Annotated in this window: 10 protein-coding genes and 3 pseudogenes; 8 read left to right on the top strand and 5 right to left on the bottom strand. The window is 69.3% G+C overall.

Going from position 1 to position 16,180, the window contains the following annotated elements:
- The coding region (locus DIZ27_RS40315) for an IS6 family transposase (RefSeq protein WP_258308798.1) at positions 1-333 on the bottom strand (333 nt) is incomplete at its 3' end.
- Between the two features lie 27 nt (positions 334-360).
- Positions 361-609, bottom strand: a complete 249-nt coding sequence (locus tag DIZ27_RS46275; protein WP_181383937.1) for a hypothetical protein — start codon at positions 607-609, stop codon at positions 361-363.
- Between the two features lie 475 nt (positions 610-1,084).
- On the opposite strand from DIZ27_RS46275, the gene DIZ27_RS48030 reads away from it, so the two are divergent.
- Genes DIZ27_RS48030 through DIZ27_RS40305 form a run of 3 tightly spaced genes read left to right on the top strand, consistent with a single transcriptional unit; the run spans position 1,085 to position 5,606 of the window.
- Positions 1,085-1,372 carry a hypothetical protein gene (locus DIZ27_RS48030; RefSeq protein ID WP_258308796.1) on the top strand — a complete coding sequence of 96 codons (288 nt, stop codon included), beginning with the start codon at positions 1,085-1,087 and terminating at the stop codon, positions 1,370-1,372.
- A complete protein-coding gene (locus DIZ27_RS40310; protein WP_258308795.1) occupies positions 1,369-4,305 on the top strand; it encodes a DEAD/DEAH box helicase in 2,937 nt (978 codons plus the stop codon). Before DIZ27_RS48030 ends, DIZ27_RS40310 begins: the two co-directional genes overlap by 4 nt.
- A complete protein-coding gene (locus DIZ27_RS40305; RefSeq protein ID WP_109383304.1) occupies positions 4,302-5,606 on the top strand; it encodes an SWIM zinc finger family protein in 1,305 nt (434 codons plus the stop codon). Before DIZ27_RS40310 ends, DIZ27_RS40305 begins: the two co-directional genes overlap by 4 nt.
- 128 nt (positions 5,607-5,734) lie before the next feature.
- On the opposite strand, the gene DIZ27_RS40300 is transcribed toward DIZ27_RS40305, so the two are convergent.
- Positions 5,735-6,859 (bottom strand): isoaspartyl peptidase/L-asparaginase family protein, encoded by a 1,125-nt coding sequence (locus DIZ27_RS40300; RefSeq protein WP_109383303.1) that lies wholly within the window; start codon positions 6,857-6,859, stop codon positions 5,735-5,737.
- 190 nt (positions 6,860-7,049) lie between these two features.
- On the opposite strand from DIZ27_RS40300, the pseudogene DIZ27_RS40295 reads away from it, so the two are divergent.
- From DIZ27_RS40295 to DIZ27_RS40275, 5 genes and pseudogenes are all read left to right on the top strand, one after another.
- Positions 7,050-7,464 (top strand): annotated as a pseudogene (locus DIZ27_RS40295) (XRE family transcriptional regulator); the annotation flags it as partial.
- 32 nt (positions 7,465-7,496) lie between these two features.
- Positions 7,497-7,598 (top strand): annotated as a pseudogene (locus DIZ27_RS40290) (type I-E CRISPR-associated endonuclease Cas1); the annotation flags it as partial.
- A gap of 560 nt (positions 7,599-8,158) precedes the next feature.
- The gene (locus DIZ27_RS40285; RefSeq protein WP_109383302.1) at positions 8,159-9,439 is read left to right on the top strand and encodes an MFS transporter; all 1,281 of its coding nucleotides are present in this window, start codon (positions 8,159-8,161) and stop codon (positions 9,437-9,439) included.
- Positions 9,440-10,062: 623 nt separating this feature from the next.
- Complete coding sequence (gene ltrA / locus DIZ27_RS40280; protein WP_109383301.1) at positions 10,063-11,325, top strand: group II intron reverse transcriptase/maturase; 1,263 nt, start codon at positions 10,063-10,065, stop codon at positions 11,323-11,325.
- A gap of 182 nt (positions 11,326-11,507) precedes the next feature.
- Positions 11,508-12,100: pseudogene (locus DIZ27_RS40275) on the top strand (IS6 family transposase); the annotation flags it as partial.
- 336 nt (positions 12,101-12,436) lie between these two features.
- Here the strand turns inward: DIZ27_RS40275 and DIZ27_RS40270 are convergent.
- Complete coding sequence (locus DIZ27_RS40270) at positions 12,437-13,945, bottom strand: ISL3 family transposase (protein WP_375232062.1); 1,509 nt, start codon at positions 13,943-13,945, stop codon at positions 12,437-12,439.
- A 228-nt stretch (positions 13,946-14,173) separates the two neighbouring features.
- Positions 14,174-16,063 carry a serine/threonine-protein kinase gene (locus tag DIZ27_RS40265; protein WP_109383300.1) on the bottom strand — a complete coding sequence of 630 codons (1,890 nt, stop codon included), beginning with the start codon at positions 16,061-16,063 and terminating at the stop codon, positions 14,174-14,176.
- Between the last annotated feature and the right edge of the window lie 117 nt (positions 16,064-16,180).

Below are 16,180 nucleotides of genomic sequence, written 5' to 3'. Positions count from 1 at the left end.
GTCCAGGACGGTGCCGTCCTGGTCCACGGCCCGCCACAGATACTTCTGCTCTCCGTTGATCCTGACGAACACCTCGTCCAGATGCCATGTATCACCGGGCCGGGGCCGACGGCGGCGCAACGCACCGGCGTACTGCTGCCCGAACTTCACACACCAGCGCCGCACCGTCTCATGCGAGACGATCACGCCACGGGCGAGCATCAGCTCCTCGACCTGACGGAAGCTGAGCGGGAAGCGGAAGTACAGCCACACGCAAGGCGAGATGATCTCCACCGGGTACCGGTGCCCCTTGTACGACGGCGACGCGCTGTCCACGGACAACCCCTCCCGCATGATCAACCAGAAGATCATCCCACCCGCTCAGCCAACGTGACAGCGCCGTTGCGAGAGCTGGTCGAGGAAGCCCCGCCGCTGGTGTTCTTGATGCTGATCGCGGCGTACGGGCTGCCCGATGGGGAGTGGCTGGACGTCGATGGCTTCCTCACCGACGGCGTGGAAGGGCTGCCCGAAGGCCCGGTTTGGCGGCTGGTCTCGGCGCTCTTCATCGACCAGTGCCATGACACCGTTGGGACTCTGGAGCTGTTCGGCGCCGCCGAACGTGAGGGCCATGAGCCTCCGTCGGCGGACGCCGTGCTCGCCCTGCTGCTCGACGGGCCTGACGGCGGCATGCGTGGCACGCCGTTCGTCGGCCGCTTCCGGCTCACCACACTGGGCCGCTCTGGCCTGCGCGCGCTGCTGGTGGCGGTGGGCATCTCGGTTCCGGTGATCGGCTCGCTCGCCCAGGCGGACGCCTGCGCACTGCTGGCCGCGCTCCCCGCCTACTCCTCCGAGACGGACGTGGCGGCGGAGGTGGCGGGCTGGCTGGCGGCTCGCCCCGCGGCGGACGCGGCTGTCCAAGTGGTGGACGCCTGCGATGGCACGGAGCCGGCCGACGCCCTGTGCCGCCTGCAGGCCCCGTGGGTGCTGGCCACCGTACTGGAGGCAGACCGCACCGGGCGGGCGAAGGCGGTGCTGCACAAGGCCGCCCTTTCGAAGGTCACCGGCTGTGCTCACGCGGCTTCCATGCTGCGCCGGATCGACGAGCTTGCTGAGGGGGGAGGATGCGCGGGGCCTGGAGTGGATGCTGGTGGACGGCGCGCTGCCGTTCGTCGCGGCGGGCGAGCAACTGCTGTGCGAACAGCTGCTGGTAGGCCCCGAGGAGGGCAGGCGTCCGCTCGACCAGCTGACCGAGTGCGCCGACGACCTGTGGCAGGCTGGACACCCGCACGCCAGCGAGGTGCTCGGCGCGCTGGCCGATGCTGTCAAGCCCGTCGGCAAGGCCCTAGACAAGCGGCTGGGGAAGGCCGCATTCAAGGCAGGGAGCGTCAAGTGAGCCGGCTCGTGAGGGAGATCGGCGCCGAAGCCGCACCGCTCGCCGATCCCGCTGCCACCGCCTGGGTCCGCGAGCACCTCGTCGTCGGTGGCTGGGCGGCCGTGTTCGCCCCCGCCAAGCCGGGACAGCCGGCCCGGCTCGGCCGTCTGGTGCTCTACCGGTCCGCCGCCGACGCCCGCCGCGTGCCCGCCCAGGCTGCCGCGCCGGAGGCGGTGGAGCGGGTCCGGCTGCCGCTGGTTCTGCCGCACGGCGGCGGGGTGCGCACCCGCACCGTGGATGGGCGGGCGCTCGATCCCGGTGGCGCGCTCGCCCTCCTGCTCGACCTGCCCGAGACCGGTGTCCATCCCTCGCTCCTCGCGTGGGCAGCCGTCGCCCGTCTCGCCCTTCGGCTGCTGGGCGAGGGGCGTCTGTATCCGGCGCTGACCTCCGACACGTACACCACCTGGCGCTTCGGGCCGCCCGGCGCGAGGGGCAAGCGGGGCCTGGACGCACTGGCCTCCGCCCTGCCGCCGTACGCCCACAACCTCCCTACGCCCCCGGCGGACGACAAAACCGTACAAATCGCCGAACCGGCTGCTCTGGTACGGGAGTTCTGCGACGCGCTCGCGGACGCTCTGCCGCGCACCCCGGCCGCCAGCTGGGCCGTGCCCGGCAACCCTTACGCCGACCGTGCGACCGCCCTGTATCCGCGCCTGGCCCAGTGGGCGGCCGAAACCGCGGCCGAGCGGGCCGCGCAGATCAGTGTGGAACTGCGGGTCGACCCCCCGGCCGGGCAGCGCCGCGTCTTCCACGCGGCGCTGCAGCTGCGGACCGCGGCCGATCCGTCCCTGGTCCTGGACGCTGCCGAGTTGTGGGCCGAGCCGGTTCGCGCGCAGCACCTGCTCGGTCCGCGCGCCGAGGAGGAAACGCTGCTCGCACTGCGCCGCGCCGCCCGTGCCTGGCAACCGCTGACTCGCCTGCTCGCCGAGGCCGCCCCCAGCATGCTGCGGCTCGACGACGAGGAAGCCATGGAGCTGCTGGGGGACGCCACCGACGCGCTGCGTTCGGCTGGCGTGCGGGTGCACTGGCCGCGTGAGCTGGTCAAGTCCCTCGAAGCGCGGGCGGAGATCGGGGCCGCCACCGCGCCCGGCGCGACCGTGGACTCCCTGCTGGGCCGTGACGCCCTGCTCGACTTCTCCTGGCATGTCGCGCTCGGCGGCGAGAAGCTCACCGAGACCGAGCTCGACCAACTCGCCGAGGCCCGCCGCCCGCTGGTCAAGCTGCGCGACCAGTGGGTGGTCGCCGATCCGAAGCTGGTGGCCCGCCTCAAGCGGCGGCGCGGCCGCGAACTCGCCCCGCTGGACGCGCTCCAGGCGGTGCTGACCGGAGAAGTGGAATGGGACGGTGAGCGCGTCGCGGTGGAGGCAGCCGGCGCCTTCGGCGAGCTGGTCGCCCGGCTGCGCGCCCCCGAGGGCCGCGCCCCCGTCCGGGCACCGGAGGGCCTGACCGCTACCCTGCGCGGTTACCAGCAGCGGGGCCTGGCCTGGCTGGCGGACATGAGCCGCCTGACCCTCGGCGGCGTCCTCGCCGACGACATGGGTCTCGGTAAGACCGTCATGCTGCTCGCCCTCCATCTGCACCGCCAGGAGCAGCCCGACACCGCGGGTCCCACCCTCGTGGTCTGCCCGGCCTCGCTGCTCGGCAACTGGCAGCGCGAGGCCGCCCGCTTCGCCCCCGCCGTGCCGGTACGCCGCTACCACGGCGGCGAGCGCACCCTGGACCACCTTGCCGGGGACGAACTTGTCCTGGTCACCTACGGTGTGCTGCGCCGCGACGGGGAGCGGCTCGCCGCCGTGAAGTGGTCGCTCATCGCCGCCGACGAGGCCCAGCACGTCAAGAACCCGTACGCCACCACCGCCCGCGAACTGCGCGCCCTGCCCGCCCGCGCCCGCGTCGCGCTCACCGGTACCCCGGTGGAGAACAACCTCTCCGAGCTGTGGGCACTGCTCGACTGGACCACACCCGGCCTGCTCGGCCCGCTGTCCGCCTTCCGTGACCGTTTCGCCCGAGCCATCGAGCGCGGCGCGCTGGGCGCGGGCGACGACGCAGAGACCGCCGAACAGGCCCGGCAGGCCGCCGAGCAGCTCACCCGTCTCACCCGCCCGTTCCTGCTGCGCCGCCGCAAGTCCGACCCCGGGATCGCCCCCGAGCTGCCGGCCAAGACGGAGACCGACCACCCCGTCGTGCTCACCCGTGAGCAGGCCGCCCTGTACGAGGCGCAGGTGCGCGAGGCCATGGCCCGGATCGAGAAGGCGGACGGCATCGCCCGCCGCGGCCTGGTGCTCAAACTCCTCACCGCGCTCAAACAGATCTGCAACCACCCCGCCCACTACCTGCGCGAGGCCGGCCCGCTGCCCGGCCGCTCTGGCAAGCTGGAACTCCTCGACGAACTACTCGACACGGTGGTGGCCGAAGGCGAGGGCGCCCTGGTCTTCACTCAGTACACGCAGATGGGCAAGCTCCTGGAGCGGCACTTCGCCGAGCGCGGTGTACGCGCCCGCTACCTGCACGGCGCCACCGCCGTCCCCCGGCGCGAGGAGATGGTCGCCGCCTTCCAGCAGGGCGAGTTCCCCGTCTTCCTGCTCTCCCTGAAGGCCGCCGGCACCGGCCTCAACCTCACCCGCGCCACCCACGTGATCCACTACGACCGCTGGTGGAACCCCGCCGTCGAGGACCAGGCCACCGACCGTGCCTACCGCATCGGCCAGGATCGCCCCGTCCAGGTCCATCGGCTCACCACGCAGGGCACGGTCGAGGACAGGGTCGCCCGCCTGCTCGGTGCCAAGCGCGCCCTCGCTGACCAGGTCATCGCCTCCGGTGAGGCCGCCCTGACCGAACTCTCCGACGCCGATCTCGCCGAACTCGTCGCGCTGTCCCACGGAGCCGACGCATGACCCCCGCCCGCAAGGCACCCCGCACCGGCAGTCGCGCCTTCGCCGCCACCTGGTGGGGACAGGCCTGGGTGGACGCCCTGGAGGCCTCCACCCTCGATTCCGGCCGCCTCTCCCGCGGCCGCACATACGCCCGCAAGGGCATGGTCGGCCCAGTCACCGTCACCCCCGGTGTGCTGCGCGCCGAGGTCGAGGGCAGCACCCCCTGGCCGTACGACGCCGCGGTGCACCTGCGCGTCCTCACCGACGCCCAGTGGGACACCCTTCTCGACGCCATCGCCGCCCGGGCCGGCCGCACCGCAGCCCTTCTCGACGGCGAGATGCCCGCCGACCTCGTTGATGACGCCCGCACCACCGGCGTTCCTCTGCTGCCGGAGGCGAGCGAACTCGACCCCGAGTGTTCCTGCCCCGACTGGGGCTACCCCTGTAAGCACGCCGCCGCCCTGTGCTACGCCACCGCCGCCCATCTCGACGATGACCCCTTCTGGCTCTTCACCCTCCGCGGCCGCACCAAGGACGCCGTCCTCACCGCGCTGCGTACCCGGCGCCAGACCCGCACAGGCGCTGCGCCGGAAACCGGCGGCACGCCCCGCGGCCGGGGCGTGCCCGCCCGCGACGCATTCGCCTCCTTCACCGGCGTCTTCACCCCGCCCGTCCCACAGACCGAGGGAGCCGAGGGCCCGCCTGCCGACCCCGGGCCGGTCCCTTCCCCCCTCACGACCACGCCCCCGCCTGAGGCCCCCTTCACCCTCGACGACCTCGAAGCTCTCACTCGGGACACCGCTCAGCGCGCCCGCGCCCTTGCAGCCGGGCACGCCGCCTCTCTCACCTGCACCCCGCTCGACGACGCCGTACGCCTCGCCGCGAGCGGTGTCGGCGAGCATTGGTTCCACCAGCTCGTACGCGCCACTGGCCTGCCTTCACTCGGCTTCGCCCTCCTGGTCCGCGCCCAGCGCCACGGCGGTCCCGCCGGCGTCGCCGTCGCCCGCGCGCCACTCACCCCCGACACCGCCGCCATGGCCGCTGCCCGCGCCGCCCTCTGCAACCCCGACAACGTGGAGACCGAGGACGACACCGCGGACACCGTGCGGGTGCGCGTCTGGCGCAACCGTCTCACCGCCGATGACGAGGGCGTCCAGATCCGCCTCGGCCCCGACAATCGATGGCACCCCTACCTCCGCGAAGGCCGCGGCCCCACCACCCAATGGTGGCCCTGCGCCCCTGCCACAGCCGACCCCGTCGCCGCCCTCGTCGCAGCCCGCACCGCCGTCCGTGCCAACATGCCGCCTGAACAGGTCGGATGATTAATCGGTACCCGCAGTGTTCACGGGCCGTCATGCGCGGGGTGTCGCCGCTTGCTTGTCGTCCGGGCGGCGTTGTGTGTTGAGGGAGGTGGTGTCTGGTGGGAGGGGTGGAACGCCGGAGTGGTGGCTCAGGAATTTGCTGGGGATTCGTCCCTGAAGACCTTGGTATGGATCTGACCGTCGGCGGTGAGGTAGCCGTGCAACAGGCCGGACGAGCTGTGCGGTGCGTCGAACGTTCCGGAGGGGTCGAGGGCGATGACGGCTCCAGTGGCGTCGAGTTGTGGAATGCGGTTGACGACCACCTCGTACGTTGCTTCTGCCAGGTCTGCCTTGCCGAATTCCATCATCCCAGAGATCTGCGTGCCGGTGGCGGCGCGGATGAACACCTCTCCGGTCCCGGTTGCGCTCATCGCGAGGGTGTCGTTGTTGGCGTACACCCCGGCGCCCACGATCGGTGAGTCACCGACCCGGCCGGGCATCTTATTGGACAGGCCTCCCGTCGACGTCGCAGCTGCCACGTCCTTGCGCTCGTCCACTGCCACCGCACCTACCGTGCCGTGCTGGCGTTGCTCTGCCTCGCTGCCCGCCGGGGGTGCGTCGCGTTGTTCTTTCTTGTCCTCCATGAGCTGATCCCAGCGTCGCTGGGTGAAATAGTAGTCCTGGGTGACCGTCTCCAGGCCGACCTGAGCGGCGAAGCCGTCGGCTCCCTCGCCGGAGAGCATGACGTGGCGTGTCTTGTCCATCACTGCCCGAGCGGCCAGGACCGGGTTCTTGACGTTGCGGACCCCCGCCACGGCACCGGCGTTGAGGTCCTTGCCTTGCATGATCGATGCATCCAGCTCGTGTTGTGCATCGGCGTTGAAAACCGCGCCCTTACCAGCGTTGAACAGCGGGTTGTCCTCGAGCACGGTGACCGCCGCCTGCACGGCGTCCACGCTGTCCCCGTCACGCTCGAGTACCTTGCCGCCGGCCCGCAACGCTTTGGTGAGGCCGTTGCGGTAAGCCTTCTCCACCTCAGCAGCCACCTCTCCTCGCTTCAGTGCACCGGTCCCGCCGTGTACCGCGAGCACGACATTGCGCGCATCCGGCTTCGGCTTTCCCCGGCCCGCCTGTTTCTTGGCGGCGGCCGCCGACTCGAGCGACGGCTGGTTGGCGGCCGGGGCGGCAGCACCCGTTCCTGAGGCTGTCCCGAACGATACAAGCACCGTCAACGCTGTCCCGCCGACGATGTTCCGTATCCGCTTGCGATGCACGTGTACTCCCTCTGCTGAGCCATTCCCGGTGACTGGTACCTGGTGCTCCGACAGGAAACGTTCTTCCCGTCGGTGACGCCCTGCATGCCCTCTCACCGCACCGGCCAGAAGCCCAAGTACGCCCAGGACGAGGACATCCGGCCGACCCACCGCCGGCCGCACCGGACTTCGTCAAGTGGGACTTCACCGCGTCTCGCAGCGCACCGTGGAACGGTAGGTGAAGGAGCAGATCCGCCGGCCCCGCGTGGACCTCACCCGACGCCTTCAAAACGCGGTGCGCGCCCGCTGGCAGCCCCGCATCCGCGAGCGTGCCCGGCGCCAGGCCGCCGCCAGCACCGGCCTGGTCGTCGACACCCGGGCCCGGTTCGGCTTCACCGCCGCGCCCGGCACCACCGACGACGCCCGCATCCGCCACCCCACCCTCGCCCTGCCCCCGCAGTACGCGGCCCGCCTCTTCGACGCCCAGGATCGCGGTGCCGGCGAGCGGCAGCTGCGCATCCTCGCCGCCGAAAGCCCTCGGCGAGGTGTACTTCCGCGACGGCGGCCGCCGCGCCCATGGCCTGGCGGTTCAGTTCACCGACGTCGAACACCTGGAGTTCGAGCTGTACGGGCAGGGTGAGGGCCGGCTCAGGTGCGCTCCCTCAACTTCGTGCACAGCGGCAACCAGCAGGCCTTCGTCTACGACATCGCCGATCTCTCCAAGGCCGAACTCACCATCCCCCTGGCCTTCTCCCTCCACCAACCCTGAAGCCGGGGCCCGCAAGTGTCGAACCCAGGCGCGAAGCCGGAACTGAATGTGCCGATCACAGCGTCCCAAGGCCCGTGCCCGGTCAGCTGGTCCAGGTCTCCGCGGACGGCACGGTCGCCGTAGCTTGACGCCGCCAACATCTCGATCAGAGCGCCCCGGCTGGAGGTGGTGACTGCCCACCCCTTGCCAGTGCGCCCTCCGCGATGTACGTGACCAGGAACCAGGTTCCGCCCATGACCAGAATCCTCATGGCCCATCACGGCCGCCCAGACGCCCCCTTCGGGCCGCGGGGCGGAACGCCGCCCTCGAGGCTGCGGGGAAGATCACTTCAGCTATCTTGTTACTGCGCCGTAGTCCATGCCTCAACAATCCCTGTCGGCGTGCCCCTTGTCTCTTCACGGCCCCCGTCCCATCTGTTTCCGCGCGGGGTTCGTGTAGCCCCCACCATGTATGGCCCTGCTCGGAACGCCCGCAGCGTTCTCCTCGGCGTGAGCGGCCGGCACCGCCCCGACCGTCCGCTGTGCCCCCTGCTCAGTGAAAGACCCCACTTCGTGACCATCTCCCCGTACGAGGTCCAACCGGCCGGCCGGCACGCGGCCGTCCCCACCGGCAGCCTGTTCCGGCGGGTCTACGTACCACGCGCCTGCGACGCCCTCGCCTACTCCATGGCGACCTACGCCATGCCGCTCGCCGTGCTGGCCACCACCGGCTCCGCCTCCTTGACCGGTCTGGCCTTCGCACTGGAGTGGATACCCCGGGTGGCCGTGTTCGGCTTCGCCGGCACTCTGGTGGACCGGAGCGGCGCGGCGATCGTGTGCTTCCTCGCCTCCCTGGCCCGCGCCCTGCTGGTCGCCGGCGGTGGTGTCGCGCTCGTCCTGCTGCCGCCGGGTACGGGCGAGACCGTCACCGTCATGGCACTGGCCGCCGTGACCGGGGCGCTGACACAGTTCAGCTTCATCGCCAACGAGGCGGTCGGCGCCACCGTCAGCCGCCGTACCGACGGGCAGGCCCACAAGGTGCAGTCGGTGCTGATCGGCATCGACCAGACGGCCACCCTCGTCGGCCCGGCCCTGGGCGGCGTTCTCCTGCTCACCGGCCCGACCGGCATGCTGGCGTGCCTGAGCGTGCTGTCCTTCCTGTCCGCCGCACTCGCCCTGCAGACCCCGCCCACCCCCCTGCGCGCCACGCGCCACGGCGGACCGGCACCGGGCGGCGGCCTGCGGGAAGGATGGCAGACCCTGCGCTCCCTGCCGTCCCTGCGCCGGCTGGTGACCGGACTGGCCTGCGCCAATCTCATGCTCGGGCTGCTGCAAGCGGCCACCCCCATCCTCGTGGAGGACCGCTTCGGCCACTCCCCGGCCGCCGCCGGCGCGCTCTGGTCCATCGCCGCGGCCGCCACACTGATCGCGGTCGCCTGCTGCCGAGCCGGCCTGGACCGGCTCGGCCTGTGGGGAGTCGGCGCCATCAGCGCAACCGTCGCGGCCGCCGCCTGCCTCGCCGTGCCCCAGACCCCCTCCTACACCGGCTACGTGACCCTCATCGCCCTGTTCATGGCCGCCGACGGAGGACTCACCGTCGTCCTGCGCACCCTCCGCTCACAGGTCATCCCACCCGCCGCCTTCGGCACCACCCTCTCCCTGACCATCCTGCTCCTGCTGCTGCCCTTCCCCGTCGCGGGCCTCCTGCTCGCCCTCACCCCGCCGCCCTACCTGAACAGCCTCATCGGGGCCTGCGCCCTCATACAGGCACTCACCCTGCTCGTCACCTTCCTACGCCTGCGCAACGACCCGATGCTCCGCACCACCACGGTCCCGGCCCACCGCAAGACCTGACCACACGCCCGTAAGAAGCAGTGAGCGACTCTGTCGGGGAGTGTGTCCTGAACACGATGAGGAGCTCTATGTAGGAAGTGCATCCTCAAGTGATGCTGTGCGGGAGATGAAGGACTTGGCCCTTCGGAGTCGCCCTGCGGGGGGAGGCTCCAAACCGCCTCATGCTGCGTTGGCTGAAGACCGTCGTGGTGAGCGATGAGGAAAAGGCGTCGTGAGAGGCGTCAGGTGGGGATCAGGAAGACGAGCGCAAGCGAATCATTGCTGACGTGTCGAAACAGAGCGAGAAGGCATCAGAACCGGAGATATTTCTCGGCCTCCGGGATGAGTCTGGCGGGAGCCCGTTTATTGGCCAGATGGTGCCCGGYATGAAGATGACGTGAGCCTGATCTGCTGCTTCCGCATGGAACAGGAGAAAGCGCACCCCGACACTGTCCGCTCGGGTTGGGCGGCGAGAGGGAGCGTCCCAAGCGGCTGAAACCGTGAGGGACTGAGTACCGTCGCGGGGTGCGCTGGCGGACCGGCCCGTAGTAGCGATAAAGCCCCTGTAATGGGGGTGGAGCGAAGGGGCTGGGTCATCCGTGGCTGTGTTTGTTTGGTCAACCGGCGATGTCCGGGAGGAGCCGATGGAGCAGTTGAAGTCGTTAGGCAAGCCGTTTGATATTCCGAAGTTGGAGGTCTGGGAGGCTTTCCAGGATGTGAAGAGGAATCAGGGCGTGCCGGGAGTGGATGCGCAGTCCATCGAGGAATTCGAGGCCGATCTGAGGAACAACCTCTACAAGGTCTGGAATAGGATGTCGTCGGGGACGTATTTCCCTCCCCCGGTGCGTGCGGTAGAAATTCCAAAGCGGCACGGTGGAGGCATGAGAATGCTTGGCATTCCCACTGTCGCCGACCGGGTCGCCCAGACAGTCGTGGCCCGGCATCTCGGTGTCCGTGTGGACCCTGTGTTCCACGAGGACTCTTACGGATACCGGCCCCGGCGGTCGGCTTTGGACGCGGTAGAGCGTTGCAGGGAGCGCTGCTGGAAGAAGGACTGGGTGATCGACCTCGACATTCAGAAGTTTTTCGACAGCGTCCGTTGGGACCTCATCGTCAAGGCTGTGGAGGCTCATACCGATGCCGTCTGGGTGAAGTTGTACGTTGAGCGGTGGCTTCGCGCGCCGCTTCAACTGCCTGACGGCACCTTGCAGATGCGGGATCGGGGCACCCCGCAGGGGTCCGCGGTCTCGCCCGTGCTGGCGAATCTGTTCATGCACTACGCGTTCGACATGTGGCTGACCCGGACATGCCCGGGTGTCCAGTTCGAACGCTATGCCGACGACGCGGTGGTGCACTGCGTCAGCGAGAGCCAGGCCCGCAAGGTCCTGGCGATGCTCGGGAACAGAATGGAGGAGGTCGGGCTGCGACTGCACCCCGACAAAACCAAGATCGTGTACTGCAAGGACGGGAAACGGCGCGGCTCTTACGAGCACACGTCCTTCACGTTCCTGGGGTTCACGTTCCGCCCACGCGGTGCACGGACCAAGGACGGCGTGAAGTTCCTGTCGTTCCTGCCGGCGGTCAGCAAGGATGCTCTGAACAAGATGGGGCGCGAAGTACGCCGATGGCGGCTACATCGTCGCTCCAGCTTCACCTTCGTGGAACTCGCCAAGTCGATCAATCCGATCGTGGCGGGTTGGATGAACTACTACGGCCGGTTCTACCGGTCGGCGTTGTATCCCCTCCTGGCGCGCATCAACGCCTACTTGGTGCGGTGGATCCGACGAAAATACAAGCGGCTCGCGGGGCTGAGGAAGGCCGTCGAGTGTATGCAGGGGATCGCCAAGCGGTATCCCCGGCTGTTCGCACAATGGCGGTGGGCAACTGAAGCCTCCGTCGCCTGGTGACCAGGATGACAAGAGCGGAGTGACGAGAGATTGTCACGCTCCGTTCCGTGGGAGCCCGGGGGTGAGATTCCCCCGGGCCACCCGACTCTTGAAGTTCCCGGGACAGGACAGTCGGCGGCGCTGTCACGTTGGCTGACCGGGTGGGATGCTCTTCGGGTTGATCATGCTGGGAGGGGTCGTCCGTGGAGAGCACGTCACCGTCGTACAGGAGGCACCGGTACCCGGCCGAGGTGATCTCCCCCTGCGTGTGGCGGTACCACCGATTCCCGCTCAGCTTCCGTGAGGTCGAGGAGCTCATGCTCCAGCGCGGCGTCATCGTCTCCTACGAGACCGTCCGCCGCTGGTGAGCCACGTTCGGGCAGGCCTACGCCAACGGCCTGCGCCGCCGGCGGCCCCGGTCCGGCGACACATGGCATCTGGACGAGGTCTTCATCAAGATCAACGGTGGGCTGACGTACTTGTGGCGGGCCGTCGACCAGGACGGCACCGTGCTCGACGTCCTCCTGCAGAGCCGCCGGGACAAGGCCGCMGCCAGGACGCTTCTTCCGCCGCCTGATGCAGAAGACGCGCGCGGTGCCGCGGGTGGTCGTCACGGACAAGCTCCGCTCCTACGGCGCGGCCCACCGCGAGGTCATGCCCTCCGTCGAGCACCGGCAGTCGAAGTACCTCAACAACCGGGCGGAGAACAGCCATCAGCCCACCCGGCAACGCGAACGGGCTATGAAGGGATTCCGCAGCGTGGGCGGGGCCCAGCGGTTCCTGTCCGCCTTCAGCGGCATCTCACCCCACTTCCGGCCCCGCCGCCACCTGCTCACCGCCTCCGGCCACCGAGCCGAAATGACCGTCCGCTTCGCCATCTGGGACCACGTCACCGGAGTCGTCGGCACGGCCGCAACGGCCTGGCCCAGACTGACACTCGAGCCGACCACGCCCTGGCACGCCATCAGGCCCGCGCACATCCAACAACGTGACAACGCCCCCGGCGGTAATCCGCAGCCACCCACAGCCGAATGCACAGCTGCGCAGTGAGCCGAAGCTCAGAAGTTGTCACGAAGCCGGGACTGTAAATCGTTCGGCCCTGTCTCACTTTCGGTGGTGACGGAGCGTGTCCTTATCCGAGGAGGATGCGGTGGCGAAGAAGGGTGAAGCCTGCTCGTCCGTGCATCTGGCGCGCGATCCGCTTGGTCTTGGTGTTGACGCCCTCGGTGGGGCCGTTGCTGTACGGAAGCGTGAGTGCGGCGATCACGGCGTCGCGGTCCCGTTCCAGGCCCCGGGTGAAGGCGTGCAGGTGGGGCAGATCGACTGCGCGGGCCTGTGCGATCCAGTCCGAGAGCCTGTCGGCATTTTCTGGGCAGGGCGTCAGGAGTTCGGCGAAGTCCCTGATGCTGGTGGTCAGTTGGGTCATCTCGGGGCAGGCGCCAGTGAGCCGGTCCAGGAGGTCGTGATGTTCGTTTTTGAGGTTGCTGGGCCGGGTGAGCAGCATCCGGGCGAGCCGACGTGGGGAGATGTGGCTGCGGTCGGCGTCTGCGCGGCCTTGGTTGATGTACTTGTGCAGGAGGTTCAAGCAGCCCGTGAAGCCGAGGGCCTTGATCTCTTCGAAGAGGTGCTGGACGGGGACGGCGGGGTGCTCCGCCCGTCGTTTACGCAGGTGCTCACGGTAGGGGTCGACAAGGCTGGCGCGGTACTTGGGGACGCGAAGCATCCGTTCGGGCCGGTCGGCTCGGGCGTAGCGTTTGACGGTGTTCAGGGCCAGTTGAAGCCGGCGGGCGCACTCGAGCAGGCCCACGCCCTGGTCGAGTAGGTCGTGGACCTGGTGCCAGCGCTCGAGGGTGGTTCGCGCGCGGGGCCCGTCGTACAGGGGCGCGTCCAGCACGGCGGCCCAGCAGGTGCTGTGTGCCTTCACCTCGCTGAGGGCGGCTTCGCACAGGTTGTGCCATACATGCCAGCGGTCAGCGACCTGGACCGCGTGGGGCAGGGCACGGCGGATGGCCTCGGCGTAGGTCGCCGAGCCGTCACGGCACACGACCTCGATGCCCGGATGCTCGCGCAGCCACGCTTCCAGCGTGCCGGCGGTACGGTCGGGCAGCACGTCGATCCGCTCGTGCGTTTCGGCGTCGATCACCACGGTGGCATAACGGTGCCGCCGGCGCAGAGCGAAGTCATCGACGCCGATCACGCGGGGCACCCGCCCGGTGGGCAACGGGATGCGCAACAGGGCGCGCAGAGCCGTGTGACGCGACAGGCCCACCTGGAGTATCGCCAGCAGACGTGCCCCGGCCCGGCCCGCCAACTCCTTGACCACGGCCTTGACCTGCCTGGTCAGGCGGGCCGTACGTCGCTGGTAGCGCTCCAGCACCCCGGGCACCTGCTCGCGGAAGGTGTGCCGGCAGCCGGGCGTGGGACACACCAGACGCCGCACCCGCACACGGACCACCACCCGGCGGTCATCGACTGGCACGTCGGCCACCGTCCGCAGCTGATAGCCGTGCACCCGCCCCGACAGCGCCCCGCACACCGGGCAGGCCGCGGCGTCCTGCGCAGTCCGCGCCCGCACCACGATCCGCTCGCCCTCGTCGGTCACATCCTCGATGACCAGCGGGGACAGACCCGAAAACACCATCTGCACAAGCTCGTTGACATTCTTCACGCGAATGTCAACGACCCTCACGACTCTCCGTCACCACCGAAAGTGAGACAGGGCCGTTCGCTATACAGACCCGGATGTCCACCTACCAGGGGGAAGCGCCGCTCGTGCACCACGAGGGTGACTGCGGTACTTGGCCGCTGTGCGCGGCGGCATCCGCGTGGAAGGACCGGGCGAGCGCGATGCGCTGCCACGCAAGTGGCATCAAGCGGCACCTTCGGTCACGGTGAAGGGGTATTCAAGGGTGTCGGCCCCGGGGTAGGTGGGTGATGCGACCTGGTAGCGGTAGGAGTGGCCGCGTTCATCGAAGACTTTCTTGGACGGGGCGGCGCAGTTCGGTTCGGACTGTTGGAAGTCCCATTTGAAAACGATGGTGAGGACGTGGGAGGAGTCGAGCCTTGCCCAGCGGCGCGGGGCGTAGGGGCTGGCGCAATCGGCGGACGACCAGATGGTCTCATCCGACGCGATTACCGCGAGGTAGGTCTCCCTGCGGCCCAGGTCGAAACGGCACGGCGGGCCGCCCCTGTGTACGAACGTCATCGTGAAGGAGGCTTTCTTCCCCAGATGCAGCGGGTCGGGCTCGATGTCCATGTGGTAAGCCAAGTCGCCTGGTGAGTTTTCGTTGCAGCTGGGAAGTTTCATGATCCTTGGTGTGTTGACCTCCTCGTCGCCGATGTCGGCAACTGGGTCCCTGGGCACATCGGTCGGAATGCTGTTGGGCGCATCGGTCGGTGCGGCGTCTGACTTGTCGTCAGCTGTGTTCGTTCCGTCGTCGAACAGCCCTGAGTTGAACATGAGCAGCCCGGCCGTGGCCCCCGCTAGAAGAAGAGCGAGCAGGCCCGCGGCCAGCCGACGGGATTTCTCCCGTTTGGGTGATGCGGCTGATCCGTCGACGGGGGTGCCGTTGCCGGCAGCGGGGATGACGGGCGTTGCCCTGGGCGCCCCCTGGACAGCCTCGGACGGAGCTGGGGAGGCAGGCCGGCCTGCGAGGCCTGGCGCGGCAGCGTGCTCGGTGACGATGGTTCCGCGCAGGTGCGTGGCCTCCAGAGCGGGGTTGGAGTCCGTTGCTGCCGAACGGGAGAGCGCGGAATCCTTCCGACCCGCAGCGGGCGTACCCGCAGGTCTTTCCGGGTTGTCCGTCTTGGTAACGGTCTGCACCCTCTCGAAGTTGTCAGGAGAAGGCCAACCGATGTCGGTCCGCTGCGCGGACATGGCCCCGGGGTCGTTCAGCTGCGTGGAGAGCCGGCGTAACTCGGAGGCCAGGGGATCCGGGAGCCAGCCGTCGTAGTGGGGCGCGCCGAGGCGCGTCATGAGTGCCGCCATGGTGGGTCGCTGGCCCGGTTCCTTGTCCAGGCAGGCCGCTACTATCCCCGCCAGGCCTTGGGGGAGTCCGTCCAGTCCGGGTTCCTCGTACACGGTGCGGTACATCAGGACTTGGGAGTGGGCGGTTCCGAACGGGCCACTGCCGGTCGCTGCGAAGACCAGGACGCCGCCGAACGCGAAGACGTCCGCCGCTCCCGTGATCTCGGGCCCCACCGTCGTGATTTGCTCCGGTGCCATGAACCCGGGCGTGCCGAGGGCAGCACCGACCGTCGTCAAGGTGGTGTCCACAGCGGAGCGCGCGATCCCGAAGTCGATGACGCGCGGACCGGTGGCGGTGAGAATGATGTTCGAAGGCTTGAGGTCGCGGTGCACCAGGCCCTGTGCGTGTACGGCCGACAGGGCCTGCAACAGGCCGGACGCCAGCAACTCCACGGCGTTTTCGGGCAGCGGCCCGTAGCGGTCCACCACAGTGCTCAGGGACAGGCCCGGTACGTACTCGGTGGCCATCCACGGCACATCGACATGGGGAGCGGCATCGACCACCGGTGCCACGAACGGTCCGCCCACCCGTCGGGCCGCGGCCACCTCGCGGGCAAACCGCTTCCGGAAGCGCCCGTCGTCGGCGACTTCGCGGCGCGTAGTCTTCACTGCCACCGTCCGCCCGTCCGCGGCTCGCCCGAGATAGACCCGGCCCATCCCGCCCTCACCGAGCAGCCCGACGATGCGGAACGGCCCGACGTGCCGCGGATCGTCATTCGTCAGTGGTCGCACCGATCCCCCCTCTGCGCTTGTGGTTGCGCACCGCAGTATCTCCCACACACCCTCGCTGTTCGACCACGGGCATGAGGAGACCAGAGGGCAGGAGCGGGAGCACGGCACTGAAACGGG

It is taken from the genome of Streptomyces sp. NWU339, assembly GCF_003143855.1.
Taxonomy (GTDB): Bacteria; Actinomycetota; Actinomycetes; order Streptomycetales; family Streptomycetaceae; genus Streptomyces.
The sequence above is the reverse complement of the archived record's forward strand: the minus strand, read 5'-3'. Positions and strand labels throughout refer to the sequence as shown.

What these genes read in the sequence shown, in the direction of transcription:
- DIZ27_RS46275 (WP_181383937.1), bottom strand. Translation starts at nt 609, where the DNA reads ATGGCCCTCACGTTCGGCGGCGCCGAACAGCTCCAGAGTCCCAACGGT.
- DIZ27_RS40270 (WP_375232062.1), bottom strand. Translation starts at nt 13,945, where the DNA reads ATGGTGTTTTCGGGTCTGTCCCCGCTGGTCATCGAGGATGTGACCGAC.
- DIZ27_RS40305 (WP_109383304.1), top strand. Translation starts at nt 4,302, where the DNA reads ATGACCCCCGCCCGCAAGGCACCCCGCACCGGCAGTCGCGCCTTCGCC.
- ltrA (WP_109383301.1), top strand. Translation starts at nt 10,063, where the DNA reads ATGGAGCAGTTGAAGTCGTTAGGCAAGCCGTTTGATATTCCGAAGTTG.